The sequence below is a fragment of the Novosphingobium aquiterrae genome, assembly GCF_042434435.1.
GTDB lineage: Bacteria > Pseudomonadota > Alphaproteobacteria > Sphingomonadales > Sphingomonadaceae > Novosphingobium > Novosphingobium aquiterrae.
On the sequence record NZ_JBHLTL010000006.1, the window covers coordinates 125,344 to 140,343 of the forward strand.

General features: G+C 63.9%; 17 protein-coding genes. 12 read left to right on the forward strand and 5 right to left on the reverse strand.

What is annotated here, in order from left to right; all coding sequences use genetic code 11:
* Positions 1-35 precede the first annotated feature (35 nt).
* Positions 36-2,798 (reverse strand): TonB-dependent receptor, encoded by a 2,763-nt coding sequence (locus ACFFF7_RS10355; RefSeq protein ID WP_379481276.1) that lies wholly within the window; start codon positions 2,796-2,798, stop codon positions 36-38.
* Positions 2,799-2,955: 157 nt separating this feature from the next.
* Complete coding sequence (gene hemE / locus ACFFF7_RS10360; protein ID WP_379481277.1) at positions 2,956-3,984, reverse strand: uroporphyrinogen decarboxylase; 1,029 nt, start codon at positions 3,982-3,984, stop codon at positions 2,956-2,958.
* A gap of 322 nt (positions 3,985-4,306) precedes the next feature.
* Between hemE and ACFFF7_RS10365 the strand changes: the two genes are divergently transcribed.
* From ACFFF7_RS10365 to ACFFF7_RS10405, 9 genes are all read left to right on the forward strand, one after another.
* On the forward strand, positions 4,307-5,149 hold the full coding sequence (locus ACFFF7_RS10365; RefSeq protein WP_379481278.1) for a pyruvate, water dikinase regulatory protein: 843 nt from the start codon (positions 4,307-4,309) through the stop codon (positions 5,147-5,149).
* A complete protein-coding gene (locus ACFFF7_RS10370; RefSeq protein WP_379481279.1) occupies positions 5,146-5,733 on the forward strand; it encodes a Maf family protein in 588 nt (195 codons plus the stop codon). Before ACFFF7_RS10365 ends, ACFFF7_RS10370 begins: the two co-directional genes overlap by 4 nt.
* A complete protein-coding gene (gene aroE / locus ACFFF7_RS10375; protein ID WP_379481280.1) occupies positions 5,730-6,587 on the forward strand; it encodes a shikimate dehydrogenase in 858 nt (285 codons plus the stop codon). Before ACFFF7_RS10370 ends, aroE begins: the two co-directional genes overlap by 4 nt.
* Positions 6,584-7,183: a dephospho-CoA kinase gene (coaE, locus tag ACFFF7_RS10380; RefSeq protein WP_379481281.1), complete on the forward strand. Its 600-nt coding sequence runs from the start codon at positions 6,584-6,586 to the stop codon at positions 7,181-7,183. Before aroE ends, coaE begins: the two co-directional genes overlap by 4 nt.
* A 49-nt stretch (positions 7,184-7,232) precedes the next feature.
* Positions 7,233-7,919 carry a DNA polymerase III subunit epsilon gene (gene dnaQ / locus ACFFF7_RS10385; RefSeq protein WP_379481282.1) on the forward strand — a complete coding sequence of 229 codons (687 nt, stop codon included), beginning with the start codon at positions 7,233-7,235 and terminating at the stop codon, positions 7,917-7,919.
* 40 nt (positions 7,920-7,959) lie between these two features.
* A complete protein-coding gene (gene hpf / locus ACFFF7_RS10390) occupies positions 7,960-8,526 on the forward strand; it encodes a ribosome hibernation-promoting factor, HPF/YfiA family (RefSeq protein ID WP_379481283.1) in 567 nt (188 codons plus the stop codon).
* A 125-nt stretch (positions 8,527-8,651) separates the two neighbouring features.
* Positions 8,652-9,113: a PTS sugar transporter subunit IIA gene (locus tag ACFFF7_RS10395; RefSeq protein ID WP_379481284.1), complete on the forward strand. Its 462-nt coding sequence runs from the start codon at positions 8,652-8,654 to the stop codon at positions 9,111-9,113.
* Positions 9,037-9,459, forward strand: coding sequence for a DUF1491 family protein (locus ACFFF7_RS10400; protein ID WP_379481285.1), 423 nt, complete (start codon positions 9,037-9,039; stop codon positions 9,457-9,459). Before ACFFF7_RS10395 ends, ACFFF7_RS10400 begins: the two co-directional genes overlap by 77 nt.
* A 204-nt stretch (positions 9,460-9,663) precedes the next feature.
* On the forward strand, positions 9,664-10,323 hold the full coding sequence (locus tag ACFFF7_RS10405; RefSeq protein ID WP_379481286.1) for a cell wall hydrolase: 660 nt from the start codon (positions 9,664-9,666) through the stop codon (positions 10,321-10,323).
* Between the two features lie 102 nt (positions 10,324-10,425).
* Here ACFFF7_RS10405 and ACFFF7_RS10410 read toward each other — a convergent pair whose 3' ends face one another.
* Positions 10,426-10,713, reverse strand: a complete 288-nt coding sequence (locus tag ACFFF7_RS10410) for a hypothetical protein (RefSeq protein ID WP_379481287.1) — start codon at positions 10,711-10,713, stop codon at positions 10,426-10,428.
* A 102-nt stretch (positions 10,714-10,815) separates the two neighbouring features.
* Here ACFFF7_RS10410 and ACFFF7_RS10415 point away from each other — a divergent pair, with 102 nt between their 5' ends.
* From ACFFF7_RS10415 to xth, 3 genes are read left to right on the forward strand one after another with little or no spacing between them, the layout of a single operon-like run.
* The gene (locus tag ACFFF7_RS10415) at positions 10,816-11,241 is read left to right on the forward strand and encodes a CBS domain-containing protein (RefSeq protein WP_379481288.1); all 426 of its coding nucleotides are present in this window, start codon (positions 10,816-10,818) and stop codon (positions 11,239-11,241) included.
* Positions 11,242-11,276: 35 nt separating this feature from the next.
* Entirely contained in the window at positions 11,277-11,609 is a 333-nt protein-coding gene (locus ACFFF7_RS10420; RefSeq protein ID WP_379481289.1) for a HesB/IscA family protein, read from the forward strand.
* Positions 11,609-12,388, forward strand: coding sequence for an exodeoxyribonuclease III (gene xth / locus ACFFF7_RS10425; RefSeq protein WP_379481290.1), 780 nt, complete (start codon positions 11,609-11,611; stop codon positions 12,386-12,388). Before ACFFF7_RS10420 ends, xth begins: the two co-directional genes overlap by 1 nt.
* Positions 12,389-12,515: 127 nt before the next feature.
* Here the strand turns inward: xth and ACFFF7_RS10430 are convergent, their stop codons facing one another.
* Together ACFFF7_RS10430 and ACFFF7_RS10435 are read right to left on the reverse strand one after the other, a co-directional pair.
* Positions 12,516-12,884 carry a (2Fe-2S) ferredoxin domain-containing protein gene (locus ACFFF7_RS10430; protein ID WP_379481291.1) on the reverse strand — a complete coding sequence of 123 codons (369 nt, stop codon included), beginning with the start codon at positions 12,882-12,884 and terminating at the stop codon, positions 12,516-12,518.
* Positions 12,869-14,971 carry a S9 family peptidase gene (locus ACFFF7_RS10435; RefSeq protein ID WP_379481292.1) on the reverse strand — a complete coding sequence of 701 codons (2,103 nt, stop codon included), beginning with the start codon at positions 14,969-14,971 and terminating at the stop codon, positions 12,869-12,871. The genes ACFFF7_RS10430 and ACFFF7_RS10435 overlap by 16 nt, the downstream gene beginning before the upstream one ends.
* Between the last annotated feature and the right edge of the window lie 29 nt (positions 14,972-15,000).

Below are 15,000 nucleotides of genomic sequence, written 5' to 3' on the forward strand. Positions count from 1 at the left end.
CGATCCCGGGCCCGGTTTCAGTCAGGTAATGACGCTCAGAACTTGCCGCGCAGTGTCACGCCATAGGTCCGCGGCTCGGCCAGGAAGGCCGAGAACAGCTGCCGCCCGCCCGGGAAATCCGGGTAAGCAAAGGCGGCCGAAGTGCCGCCGGCCTGGAACGGCGTGTTGAAGGCGACCTGGGCATAGTCCTGGTCGAACAGGTTCTGCGCCCAGAACTCGACCGCCCACTTCTGGTCGGGACCGCGCAGGCCGACACGCGCATTGACCAGCATGAAGCTGTCCTGGCCCTTCTGCGGGAACAGGTCCGACCCGGTGTTGTAATTGTCGGTCAGGCGGCCATCGATGTAGAACAGGGCCGACAGGCCCGAATTGCCGATTTCAGGTGTCCACGATGCCGAGCTGGTGGCGACCCAGATTGGCGCGTTCGACAACTGGCGACCAGGCAGCAGCCGCAGCGCGGGATCGAGCGGAGCGCCGCTCTTGTTGCCGACCAGATCGTCACGATACTTGGTGCTGGCATAGGTCACACCAAAGTTGAAAGCGAGGTTCCTGGTCGGGTTGATGGCGCTTTCGATTTCGATCCCCTGGCTGAGAACGCCGTAGCCGATGTCCTTCACCGGGCAGGCACCCGTTGCGGCACTGGCGTCACGATCCGCACCCGCAAGGCTGGACGTGCAACCATTGACCGTCTGGACCAGGAAGACCGATCCGTTGAAGGTGTTCAGCTGGAAGTTCTTGAACTCCTGCCGGAATCCGGTGACCGACAGGCTGAACGGGCGCGATCCATACTTGAAGCCGACTTCGTAGGCGTTGACGATTTCCGGATCGAATTGAAGGTTGCCGACCAGCGACTGTGCGCCGCCCGCCGCCGCGAAGGTTGTCGTCGGGACGCCGGCAATCGGAAGGATCGGTGCTTTGAGTGCCGACCGGTCCAGGTTGAACCCGCCCGCCTTGTAGCCCTTCGAGAAGCTGGCATATGCCAGAAGGTTCGGCGTCACCTTATACGACAGCACGGCGGTGCCGGTGAACTGGCTTTCGTCGCGCTTGGAATTGATCGACACGCCGTTGAGTTCTGCAGTCGCGTTCCCTTGGCAGCCGAGGCCGATCAATGCACCTGCCAGAGTACGGGCAGTGGCATTTGAACTGGACAAGGCGGAGGTCAAGCTGCTTTGCAACGCGGTACAGACAGTGTTGTTGTTGGCAAACGTCGCGTCGAAGTCCTTCTTCTCCCAAGTATAGCGTGCGCCAAGCGTCAACTTGAGCTGATCGGTCAACGAAATGATATTGTGGGTGAAAATAGCATAGTTGTTGCTGGTCTGGCGGTAGATGTCACCGGTGCTGCCCAGGTTGTTAAGCCCATCGAGCGAAGCAAAACCAGCAGCAATCGCGGCGCCAGTTGCTCCGCCACCTGTTACTTGCGGGCTAGCAATCGTAGCGGGGCCAACTACAGGAACAAGGCAACCTGCATTCGTTGGAGAATATATCCCAGAAAGCGACGCAGGTAGACCACTAATAATCCGGCACGTCGCAAAGCGACCGTACTGGTTGCCGAACTTGAGGTTGTCCGACAGCGTCAGCTTTTCGTTGGCGAGGAAGCCGCCGATCAGCCAGTCAAGCTTGTCGTTGAAAGCCGAACCCTGCAGGCGCAGTTCCTGGCTGAAGGTCTTGAACTGGCGGTATGCCTTGCCGTCATCGGCGCGGTAAAGAATGTCGACCGCCGAATAGTCGGTGTCGGATCCGCCGCCGCTCTTGTATTCACGGTAGCCGGTGATCGAGGTCAGCTTGGCCCCGCCGAACTCCTGGTTGATTTCCATGCTGACACCGCCATCGGTGGTCAGGCTGTGGAAGGTGCGGCCGGCATTGACCCAGATGTTGCGACTGAACGGATCACTGAACCCGGCGATCGGCTGGCCCAGATCGCGCAGCACGCGAACGATGTTGTTCTGTGCCGGATCGTTGAGCCCGCCAATCGTTGGATTGTAGGTGTTGTCGATATAGACCGCGGCGCAGCATTCCTCGCTCTTGCGCGAATAGTCGCCGATCAGCCGCACCGAGGTGGCGTCGCTCGGCTCCCACAAAAGCTGGCCGCGGACGAAATAGCGGTCGCGGTTGTTGACGTCCTTGTTGTTGATGACATCGTGATAGAACCCGTCACGCTTGGAATAGACGCCGTCGATCCGGGCAGCGAGCTGTTCCGAAATCGGTCCGGTGATTCCGCCGGCAAAGCGCCAGTAATTGTAATTGCCATAGGTCGCTTCGGCATTGCCGCCGAACTCGAACGAAGGCTTCTTGCTGATCACATGGATCAGACCGGCCGAGGCATTGCGGCCGAACAGCGTGCCCTGCGGCCCGCGCAGCACTTCGACCCGCTCGATCTCGCCCAGTTCGTTAAGTCCGATGCCCGAGCGCGAACGATAGACCCCGTCGATGAACACCGCGACCGAGCTTTCCAGGCCCGGGTTGTCGCCAACCGTGCCGATGCCGCGAATACGCGCCGAACCGTTGGCTTCGGTGCCGGTCGAGGACACCAGCAGCGACGGGGCGAGCTGGTTAAGCTGGCGAATATCGTTGGCGCCCGAGTTCTGCAGCGACTGCGCATTGACCGCGGAAATCGCGATCGGCACGTTTGACAGGGTATCGGCGCGGCGGGTTGCGGTGACGATGATTTCACCGTCCGGCGCCTGATCCTCAGCCTGGCCCTGGGCATCCTGGGCATAGGCCGGTGCACACAGTGCCAGAGCGCTTGTCGCGGCTGCCAGAACCTGCAGGCCCGTCTTGCGGGAAAAATACCTCATCATCGACTCCCATCGTAGTAAGCGCCCGCCCTTTTCGGGCTGTTGAACGACAATGGGTTTTAGTGTGCTGCGTCAATTGATCAACGGCGGATTCCCTCCAGGGGAAATTAGCCGCGCAAGCCGATGCACGCGTGCCACAACGCCTTTCGGCGCGCCCGGCCTAGGATGGCCGCCAGTTGCGGACGACGGACAGCAAGTGGCCGACATTTTCCACCGGCGTGGTTTGGCCGATCCCGTGGCCCAGGTTGAAAACATGGGGCCGGTCGGCAAAGGCATCGAGCACGCGCAGGGCCTGGCGTTCCAGTTCGCCCCCGCCGGCCAACAGCAGCAGCGGATCGAGATTGCCCTGAACCGGCAACCCATCGGGCAAGGTCCGCGCCGCCCACAGCGGATCGATCGTTTCGTCGATCCCGACCGCATCGACCCCGGTTTCGCGCGCATAGGCCGGCAGCTTTTCCCCGGCGCCCTTGGGAAAGCCGATGACCGGCACTTCGGGAAAGCGCCGATGCAGCGCAGCGACTATGGCCGCATTGGGGGCGATGACCCAGCGCTCGAATTCCGCGGGTGCCAGACTGCCGGCCCAGCTATCGAACAGCTGCACCGCCTCTGCCCCGGCGAGGATCTGCCCGGCAAGATAGTCCACCGTAACCGTGACGATGGCATCGATGATCGCCTGGAACTGCGCCGGATCGCGATAGGCCATCGCCCGGGTCTCGTGCTGGTCGCGGCTGCCCTCGCCGTTGACCATGTAGGTTGCCACGGTCCACGGGCTGCCGGCAAAGCCCAGCATCGTCTTGTCGGCCGGCAACTGCGCCCGAACCAGCTTGACCGTGTCATAGATCGGCGCAAGTCGCGCCGGCACCGCGTGCAGCGCATCCAGCGCCGTGTCGGCCAGCCGCGGCGACAGATGCGGCCCCTCGCCCACCAGAAACTCCAGGTCCTGGCCCATCGCATAGGGCACGATCAGGATGTCGGAAAACAGGATCGCCCCATCGAAACCGAAGCGGCGGATCGGCTGCAAGGTGATCTCTGCCGCGGCCTCACTGTCATACACCAGCGGCAGGAATCCGCCCTTCTGCGCGCGCAAGGCGCGGTATTCGGGCAGATAGCGCCCGGCCTGGCGCATCAGCCAGATCGGCCGCTCACCGGAGAGTTCACCGCGCAGGGTACGAAGGAGCAAACCGGGCATCGGGCGGGTCCAATTCCTATAACAAATAAGAATCTTAAAAGGATTCTGTAGGTAGTTGGCTTGTGGAAAGCGGGGATGACGCGCCCTTGCCCGATTTGTGCCGGACTGAACAGGGGTAAGCGGCTGTGCGAATCCCGTCTGCTCCGCGTCAAGACGATAGTGTCCCCGCTATCCCCAGCCTGTGGGCAACGCTGTCCCCATGTCCACAAGAGTTCGATCCGGACGCCGGAAAGGGGTAGCGAATCCCCGGCCGAACTTGTGCCACTGCCTGTCCCGTGGTTTATGCAGGCATCTGTCCACAGGGTTCCGTTCCCGCCCAGTCATGCCGCGCCTGCACTTGCACCTCCTTTCCGATTCAACCGGCGAAACGCTGGAGATGATCGCCAAGGCAGCCCTCGCCCAGTTCGAAGGGGCCGAGGTCATGCGTCATTTCTGGCCCATGGTCCGCAGCCAGCAGCACCTTGACCGGATCATGGGCGAAATCGCCAGCAATCCCGGAGTGGTGTTCTTCACCATGGTCAATGCCGAAACCCGGACCCGGCTGGAAGAGCATTGCCGCACGCTGGGCCTGCCGATCGTCCCGGTGCTCGACAGCGCGGTTGATGCGCTGGAAAGCGCTCTGGGCCAGCATCCCAAAGCGCGCCCCGGGCGTCAGCACGCGATGGACGACGCCTATTTTGCGCGGGTCGATGCAATCCACTTCACCATCGCTCATGACGATGGAGTCGGCTGGGAGGATTGGGAAGAGGCCGACATCGTCCTCGCCGGCGTGTCGCGCAGTTCGAAGACTCCGACCAGTATCTACCTTGCCAATCGCGGCTACAAGGTTGCCAACATTCCGATCGTGGTTGAAAGTCCGCCGCCGCCTGCTCTGTTCGGATTGAAGCACCCGCTGGTGGTCGGGCTGACCACTGCGCCCGAACGGCTGGTCCAGGTCCGCCGCAACCGCCTGCTCTCGCTTAATCAGGCCCCCGAAACCGCCTATGTCGACGAAGACCGCGTGGCCAAGGAGGTGCAATATGCGCGGCGCATGTTCGCCGACAACGACTGGCCGGTGATCGACGTCACCCGCCGTTCGATCGAGGAAGCCTCGGCGGCGATCATCAACCTCTACAATACCTTTCGCGGCATCCGCGAAGGCGCAGGACAGGGCGGCGGGGCATGACGCTTGTACTGGCTTCGCAAAGCCTGTCGCGCCGGACCATGCTGGATGACGCCGGGGTCACTTATCACGCCATGCCGACGCAGATCGATGAGCGTGCGCTGGAAGCGGGGCTGGTGGGCGCTGCGCCGGACCACATTGCCCTCGCCTTGTCCCGCGCCAAGGCGCTCGCGGTTTCTGCCAACCATCCCGCCACGCTGGTACTGGGCAGCGATTCTCTGGTCGAGGTCGAGGGCCGCCGGTTCGACAAGCCGGCCAGCCGTGCACAGGCGGCCGAGCATCTGATGTTCTTTTCCGGACGCACGATTCAGCTCCATTCCGCCGCGGCGCTGGTGCGCGATGGGCGGGTGGTCTGGGACCACGCCGCGCTGGCCCGGCTGGCGGTGCGGCCGCTCAGTGCCACGTTCATTGCCGACTATCTCGATCACGAATGGCCTGCCGTGGCCGGCTGCGTCGGGGTGTTCCGCATCGAGGCGCGCGGGGTGCAGCTGTTCGAAAGTATCGACGGCGACCATTTCACCATACTTGGCATGCCGCTCCTCCCGGTGCTCGGCGCACTGCGCGATTTCGGTGCGTTGGCATCATGACGCAGGCTTACGCAGAAGTGATCGGCGATCCGATCGCGCAGTCGAAGTCGCCGGCGATCCACCGCTTCTGGCTCGCCAAGCTCGGGATCGATGCGGACTATCGGGCGTGTCACGTCCTGCCCGAAGACCTGGCCGATTACATCGCGCGTCGCCGCGGCGATCAGAGCTGGCGCGGCTGCAATGTCACGATGCCGCACAAGCAGACGGTAATGGCCTTGCTCGATGCGATCGATCCCGCGGCGGCGATGATTGGTGCGGTCAATACCGTCGTGCGGAGCGCCGATGGCTTGCTGACCGGCCATAACACCGATGCTGCCGGCTTTCTCGAGCCGTTGCGCGCCGACCTCGTCCAGCCGCACCTCTACCGGATGGCGCGGATAATCGGTGCGGGCGGCGCGGCCCGGGCGATCGTCAGTGCCCTGGCGGCGCAGGGCTTCACGCTGGTGGTGGCTGCGCGGGATCCGGGCAAGGCACGCGCCCTGCTCGACGAACTTGCCCCGAGTGGAGAGCATCACGCAGTCGCGCTGTCCCAGTTTGCAGCGCCGACCGACTTTGCATTCGACGACCGTGCGGGGCTGTATGACCTTGTGGTCAATGCCAGCCCGCTTGGGATGGCCGGACATGATCCGCTGGTCCTCGACTTCAGCCATGTGCCGCCCGGCAGCACCGTCTATGAGATCGTCACAAACCCGCGCGAGACGCCGCTGCTGGCCGAAGCCCGCCGCCGCGGCTTCACGACCGTCGATGGCCTCGCCATGCTGATCGGCCAGGCGGCTGCGGCTTTCGAGAAGTTCTTTGGTGTGCCCGCCCCGCGCGCGTACGACACCGAACTGCGCGCGCTGCTTTCCGAATGAGCAAGCCCTTCATCCTTGGCCTGACCGGTTCGATCGGCATGGGCAAGTCGGCCGTGGCAGCAATGTTGCGCGGTCTGGGGGTGCCGGTGTTCGACGCCGATGCTGCGGTCCACGAATTGCAGGGGCCGGACGGGGCCTGCGTTGCGCCGATCGAACGGGCCTTTCCCGGCACCACCGGTCCGCAGGGTGTCGACCGACAGAAACTGGGCGCTGCGGTGTTTGGCGATGCGGATGCACTCAAACGCCTTGAGGCCATCGTCCATCCCGAAGTGGCAGCGATGCGCAGTGCCTTCCTGGCCGACAATGCTGACGCACCACTGATCGTTTTCGACATTCCCTTGCTGTTCGAAAAGACCGGCAATCACGGGCTGGACGCAATTGTGGTGGTCTCGGCGCCCAGCGCCGTCCAGCGCGAGCGGGTGCTGGCCCGCCCCGGGATGACTCCGGAAAAGTTCGCGCAGATCCTTGCGCTGCAAGTGCCGGATGCGGAGAAGCGCGCCCGCGCTGACTATGTGATCGATACTGGCGTGACTCTGGCCGAAACACGCCATGCGGTGCAGCGGCTCGTGGACCGGATCAGCGGAACCGAAAAATAGAATCCCACCCCCTTGCGCAGCGATGGGTTCGGGCAGATATTCGTGACCAATGCGTGAAATCATTTTCGATACAGAGACGACCGGACTGGATCCCAAGACTGGGGACCGACTGGTGGAAATTGGCTGCATCGAGATGGTCAACCGGGTCACTACCGGCGCGACTTTCCACGCCTATTTCAACCCGGACCGCGATATGCCTGCTGCGGCAGAGGCCGTACACGGGCTCTCGATCACCTTCCTATCCGACAAACCGCGTTTTCACGAACGCGCCGCAGACCTGCTCGAATTCATCGGCGATTCGCCGTTGGTCGCGCATAATGCCGGGTTCGATTTCGGCTTCCTCAATACCGAGCTGGAGATGTGCGGGCTCGACGCCGTATGCCGCAGCCGGATGATCGATACCGTGGCGCTGGCCCGGGTGCGCCACCCCGGCGCCAAGCTCAGCCTCGATGCGCTATGCACCCGCTACGGCATCGATCGGAGCCACCGGACCCTGCACGGCGCGCTGCTCGACGCCGAGCTGCTGGCCCAGGTCTATGTCGAGCTGACCGGCGGCCGCCAGATCGGGCTGGAACTGGCGGGCGAAGCCGCCGACACCCTGGTTGCGGCTTCGGTGCCCTTGGTCCGCCGCGATCGCCCCTTGCTCCCGGCCCGGCCCCATGCCCCCAACGATACCGAACGCGCGGCTCACGCTGCGTTCCTCGAAACGATAAAGGCGCCGCTCTGGCAGAGCTGAGCTGCGCCTTCGCCGCATTTCAAGACAGGAGACGACTGCCATGGATATTCGCGTTTCAGGCCATCAGGTGGAAACCGGTGAGGCGCTGCAGTCGCATGCGCAGGATCGTCTGGCTGCAATCGTCGACAAGTACTTCGGCCAGGCCCTGTCGAGCACGGTTACCTTCAACCGCGCTCCGGCTGGCGCTTTTCGCTGCGACATCGTGACGCACGCCATGCAGGGCCTGGTGCTCAAGGGTGCCGGGATCGCGCCCGATGCCCACGTCGCGCTCGATCAGGCGGCGGAGAAGATCGACAAGCAGCTGCGCCGCTACAAGCGCCGGATCAAGGATCGCCACGAGCAGCAGACCCACGCTGCCCGGGCGGAGGAAGCGGCCTACACGGTATTCGCCGAACCCGATGCCGCGGCCGAGGAAATCAGCGTCGATGCCCCGGTGGTGATCGCCGAAACCCGTGTCGACGTTCCCGAAACCACCGTGTCCGATGCGGTGATGATGCTCGATCTGCGCAATACCAATGCCCTGCTGTTCAAGAACGCTGGCACCGGGCGGCATAATATGGTCTACCGGCGCGGCGATGGTTCGATCGGCTGGGTTGAACCTTCCTGACGCACAAGCTAAAGGCGCGCGCACTTTCCGGGGGCGAGGAACAAGGGAACCAAGGCAGCCATGCTGCGCTTGTCCGTCTGTTCCGTGCCCCCTTTTGGCATTCTTTCGAAAGCAGCGTCGTTGATATGACCGCACTTTTCACTCTGTCGCCCGAAGCCGTCGATACCGTCGCAGCCGATAGCAAGCAGGCGATCCTGGCGCGCCTGGCGGATCGATTCGCCACCGTTTACGGGCTTGATCCGGTTCTGGTGCTTGAACGCATCGAAGAACGGGAAAAGCTGGGCAGCACCGGGTTTGGCCGCGGCGTGGCGATTCCCCATGCCCGCCTGCCTGATTTGGGCCGTCCGGTCGCCGTGTTCTTCCGGCTTGATTCACCGGTCGCCTTCGACGCCGCCGACGGCATGCCGGTCGACATGGTGTTCGGCCTGCTTTCCCCCGAACAGGCAGGTGCCGCGCACCTTCACGCCCTGGCGGCGATCAGCCGGATGATGCGCGACGAAGCGATGCACGATGCCCTGGGCGAAGCGCCGGGGGCCGAAGCGCTCTACGGGTTGCTGGCCAACTCGATCGATCGCGACGCGGCCTGATAACGGAGCGCGCGCAATCGAACCGCGCCTGCCCGCCCATCTCGAAGTATCGGGTCTGATCCGTGCGGTCGAGGCGGCAGGCGGTTTTGCCACCGTGCTGCACAAAGGTGAACGCGAGGCCGGGACAATCGTTGTGTTAACCACCGAGAAGGGCGGGAATGCACGCATTTATGAGCGCATGCCGACTCCGGATGGAGACCGCTTGTGGGCCCTCTCGCGCACGCAAAACACTGAAAATGCTATAGAAATCAGTGATTATCTGGATCGCAGGGCGGCGCAGGATAGCGATCTGTGGATTGTTGAACTGGATATCGCGAATGGTGAACGGTTCATCGGATTGAACTGACACTTGTGTTGACAATGTTGCACTGCGGAATCTAGGGGCGCGCACCTTTTGTTTGTGCGAATGCGGCGCGGGGGGCATCTAGGCCTGCCTCGCTAGCACGCAGACGGGGGACAGCCGGCAGGGCTCTACCGGAACGAACACCGCTTAGGCGGGACTGGTTCCCACCCTGATCCTGGCGCGTCCACCGCCCAATACGACGGACGAATGAGCCGCAAGCTTAACAAGGCCAGTGCAATTGCCGTGGCCGCCATGACTTTGACGATTGTCTTCAGCGCCGACGGTTCGGGCGCTGCAGCCCAGGCCCCCAAGGCCGGTGCTGCAATCCAGGAACCGACTCCCCAGGCTACCACCCTGATCACGACACCGCAGGTTCCTGCAGCAGTGACTGATGGTACAGTGCCTGATTCCGCTCCTGCCGATGTCGAGGTGCCCGTTCCCGCGGTGCGCAAGGCGGCGTCGCTGGCGGCACTGGTCAGCGCCCAGCCGCAGCTGGCCGAACTCCCGCGCGAGCTTAACTGCCTCGCCGGGGCAATCTACTTCGAAGCGAAAAGTGAATCGCTGGCTGGTCAGCTTGCTGTCGGCCGGGTGATCGTTGCCCGTTCGAAGTCCGGACGCTTCCCGGATTCCTATTGCGGCGTGGTTTTCCAGCGTTCGCAGTTCTCGTTCGTGCGCGGCAATGCCATGCCGGCGATCGCCAAGACGTCGCGGCAGTGGAAGAATGCCGTGGCCATGGCCCAGATTGCCCATGCCGGTACCTGGAAGAGCCCGGCCGAAGGCGCGCTGTTCTTCCACGCGGCCTATGTCTCGCCCGGCTGGCGCCTGACCCGCCTGGCACGGATCGACAACCACGTTTTTTATCGGTGAGATCGGGCCCTAGGGCCTGATCTTCCGTTTCTTGTAAGCCCTGGGTGGTCGCGCCGGGGGGTGCGGCCCGGTGTTGCTCAATTTCAGCCGCGATGAAGCAGCCTAGCTGCGATCATTACGCTCGAAGTCGCGTACCGCTTCATCATGGCCGGTGCCGCTCGACAGAAACAGCAGGCTCATCAAGGCGCCAGTCATCATCACCATGAAGCCGATCCCCAGCGCCGCGGCGATGTAGAAGTGGATCGAAACCAGCCCGAACTGCTGCCAGAACCAGCCGATCACAGCCGCGGCGATCAAGGCGGAGACCAGCGCCCACCAGCGCATCATGCGGCGAAAGCGGGTCCAGGCGAAATGTGCCTTGTCGGCATCATCAAGGGGGGAATCGGTCATCGCGAACCCAGATGGCCCCGGGCAGGCACGGTGGCAAGGCCCGGACTGGCCAAGACAGCGGCTTCATGGCATCATCGCCGCCAGACATACGGGAGAGCGGCCATGACGATTGCACGCCTTATCGACGGGCGCGGCGCCATCATCAGCTGCGGCGTCGACACCAGCGTCGGCGAAGCGGTCAAGATCCTTGCCGAACGGCGCATCGGCGCGTTGCCGGTGATGCGCGGCAGCGAAGTGGCTGGGATCTTCTCCGAACGCGACGTGGTCTACCAGCTGGCCGCCCACGGCGAAGCGATGCTGGAGAAGAGCGTGGCCGAGGTCATGACATCGCCGGTGATCAGTGTGGAGCGCCACAGCGGCGTGCTCGACGCGCTGGGGCTGATGACCCGCCGCCGCATCCGCCACTTGCCGGTGGTCGAGGACGGCGCGCTGGTCGGCTTCGTTTCGATCGGCGATCTGGTGAAGTACCGCATCGACCATATCGTTGCCGAAGCCGAGGCGATGCGGGTCTATATCCAGAGCGCGTAGTTGCTGCGAAGGGCCGGACGCCCTACATTATGTCCATGGACATGCAGACGATGACTCTCAGCCCTTCTGCCGCGGCGCGCGTCGCCGTAATCGCGGCAAAGCAGGGCAAACCCGCGATCCTGCGGTTGGCGGTAGAGGGTGGGGGCTGTTCCGGCTTTCAGTACCGCTTCGGCCTGGCCGATGCACCCGAGGCCGATGATCTGGTCATCGAAATGGATGCTGCCACGCTGGTGGTCGATCCGGTTAGCCTCGATCTGGTTGCCGGGAGCACGGTCGACTTCGTCGAATCGCTCGGCGGCTCGGCTTTTCAGGTGACCAATCCCAATGCCGCAAGTGGCTGTGGGTGCGGGTCATCGTTCGCCATCTGATGAAGATCGCAACGTTCAACATCAACGGGATCAAGGCGCGCTTGCCGCGGCTGCTCGAATGGCTTGAGGAAACCCGCCCTGCGGTCGCCTGCCTGCAGGAAATCAAGACCCAGGACGAAGGATTCCCCGCCGACGAATTTGAAAAGATTGGCTATCATGCCATCTGGCACGGCCAGAAAAGCTTCAACGGCGTTGCCATCCTGGCAGACGGGACGACCCCGGTCGAAATCCAGCGCGGTCTGGCCGGTGAGGACGAGGACGACCATTCCCGCTATCTTGAGGCCGATGTTTTCGGCACGCGGGTGGCCTGCATCTATCTCCCTAACGGCAATCCGCAGCCCGGACCCAAGTTCGATTACAAGCTGCGCTGGATGGAACGGCTGCGCCAGCGGATGTGCGCGATCGCGGCAGAGGAAGTGCCGGCGATCGTGCTGGGCGACTATAACGTGATCCCGACGGACAAGGACGTCTGGGCACCCGTCGCCATGGCGCAAGATGCCCTGATGCAACCTGAATCGCGCGATGCCTATGCACGGTTGTTGACCGACGGCTGGACCGACGCGCTGGCAACGCACAACCCGCAGGGCGGGGTATGGACCTATTGGGACTATCAGGCAGGCGCGTGGCAGCGCGACCATGGCTTTCGAATCGACCACGGCCTGCTTTCACCCGAACTGGCTGACCGGCTGATCGCCTGCGGCGTCGACAAGGACCACCGTGGCCGGGAAAAGGCCAGCGATCACGCGCCGGTGTGGTTTGAATTTGCTCCGGTGCGCTGACCGCTTCCGCGATCAGCCAGGCAACTTCGGCGAACTTCCCCGGCCCAAAACCGGCAACCTGGGTATCCTTTGGATGGTTTGATCGAGGGCGTGGGCCGGTGTCGTTTCTGCGGAGGTGGGCGCAGGACTAGACCTTAAGCCGGAATTCCTCCACCGGCACGCCGCCAATCAGGTGTTCCTGGATGATCCGTTCAAGCACCGGTTCGGTGCACGAATGGTAATAGATGCCTTCGGGCCAGACTACGGCAACCGGCCCCGCGGCGCAGATCCGCAGGCAATCGGCTTTGGTTCGCGCGAATTCGCCGTCAACCTCCAGCTGCTTGAGCCTTTTCTTGAGGTACTTCCACGCCGGCGTGCCGACACTGTGCGAACAGCACGCCGCCTTTTCGGATTCGGCGCAGAGGAAGATGTGGCGGCGGATCCCGTCGCCGCCAATCTTGCCGAGGGCGGCTCGGGCCTGTTCCAGTTCGCCCTTGCCGCTCACTTCTTCAGCCACCGGCCCAGCCAGTCGAACACCGTATTGTGCCATTGCAGCGAATTCTTCGGCTTGAGCACCCAGTGGTTCTCATCGGGGAAGACCAGCAGTTCGCTAGGCACACCCTTCCTTTGCAAGGCAGCATAGGCGGCAAGGCCCTGGGTATAGGGAATGCGGAAGTCCTTCTCGCTGGTGATCACCAGCATCGGCGTCTTCCACGCTGCGACGTGGTTGACCGGGTTCCACTTTTCATAGGCCTCGGGCGCCTCATGATAGGGTTTGCCGCCGTGCTCCCATTCGTCGAACCACAGTTCCTCGGTCTCATAGGCCATGGCCCGGGCATCGAACACGCCGTCGTGCTGGACCAGGCACTTGAACGCGTCGGGCCATTTGCCCGCGATCCAGTTCATCATGTAGCCGCCGTAACTGGCGCCCATCGCGCAGCTGTTCGCCGTATCGACCTGCGCGTCGAGCCTGGCGGCGGCGGCAAAGCCCTTCTGCAGGTCCTCCAGCGGCTTGCCGCCCCAGTCCTGGTTTATCGCATCGGTGAAGGCCTGGCCGTAGCCGGTCGAGCCGTGGAAATCGATCGAGACCACCGCATAGCCCTGGCTGGCGACCACGCGCGGGTTCCAGCGGTTCGACCAGCCATCGTTGAAGCTGCCCTGCGGCCCGCCGTGGACATAGAGAATCGCGGGGAGCTTGCCTGCGGCCCCGGCGGGCTTGGTGATCTGCCCCCACACGGTGTCGCCGCCCGCCCCGGCAAAGCTGAAGCGCTGGGTCACCACCGGCGCACGCGCAGCCAGCGCCGTGGTGGCAACGTCGGTCAGGCGCACCCCGCGCTTGCCCGGCGCAGCAACATACAATTCCGACGGGCCGGCGATCGAATCGCGGGTGAAGACGATGCGGCCGTCCTTCAGCGGCACGACCGTGCCGATATGGCCCTCGCGCTTGGGATCGGGCGACAGGGCAAGCCGGGTGACCTTGCCGTCCAGCGTGACGCGAAAGGCTGGATTGTCCAGCACGTCATTGGCGGTAACGATCAGCGCCTTGGCATCGGGAGTCCAGGTTATGGAAGCAACCGAGCGGTCCCAGTTCTGGGTCAGCGCGCGCTTCTTGCCGGTCGCCAGGTCCAGCAGCATCAGCACCTGGCGGTCGGCCTCATAGCCGGGCCGGGCCATCGCTGCATAGGCCAGGTACTTGCCATCGGGAGAAGCGGTCGGAAGCGTGTCGGTCGCGGCATTGTCGGCCGTGATGTTGTGCGGTCCGCTGCCGTCGAGCGGGGCGTGCCAGACGTCGAGATTGGTCGACAGAGGCTCATTGCGATCGGCCTGGCGTGCGGCGAACCACACCCCCTTGGAATCGGCGGTCCAGGACAGTTCCTCGCCGCCGCCCGAAGGCTTGCTGGGCGTATCGCCGGTCAGCGTCCCGCGCGGACCATCGATCGCGATTGCCGTGGTTCCGGCCTTGCCGTCCGCGCCAAGCGCAACCACGAAGCCGCGGCTGTAATTGCCCGGGGTTTCCCAGGCATCCCAATGGCGCACGAAGCCGCTGCCATCCCTGTAATGGCGGCCGGTGCCGGGGCCGGGCAGGGCGGTGTTACCGTCCGTGTCGCAGCCCAGCGTCGGGCAGTCGCGCGCGACATCGCCCCAGACCAGCAGGCGCTTGCCATCGGGCGAGAGCTTGAACCCGGCAACGTCGGCCTTGAAGTTGGTGACCTGGCGGGCGTCGCGCCCGTTCGACGCGATCGCCCAGACCTGCGTGGTCGCGCCGTCGGCCGCCTTGGCGCCGGGACCGGCGCTAGCCAGCAGGTAGAGTGTGCCGTCCGGGCCATAGGCCGGATCGCTGACCCCCTCCCACAGCGGTGCCTGCGCGGCGTGCTTGCCCAGCGGAACCAACTGCAGTCGGCTGGTGCGCTTGTACGAAGCCGGGTCGGTAGTAGTGACCGTCGCCGCGGCAACCTTGCCGTCGGGCGACACCGCAACAGCGCCGAGCCGGCCAAGAGTGACCAGATCCTGTGCGCTCATCGGGGCGGGCGCCTGTGCGAAGGCGGGGGCGGACAGGGCGGAGGCCGCGCAAAGCGCCGCGGCAAGCGTGATGGTGCGGTTCATGGCCGCAGGAATAGCCGCAGCATGGCTGA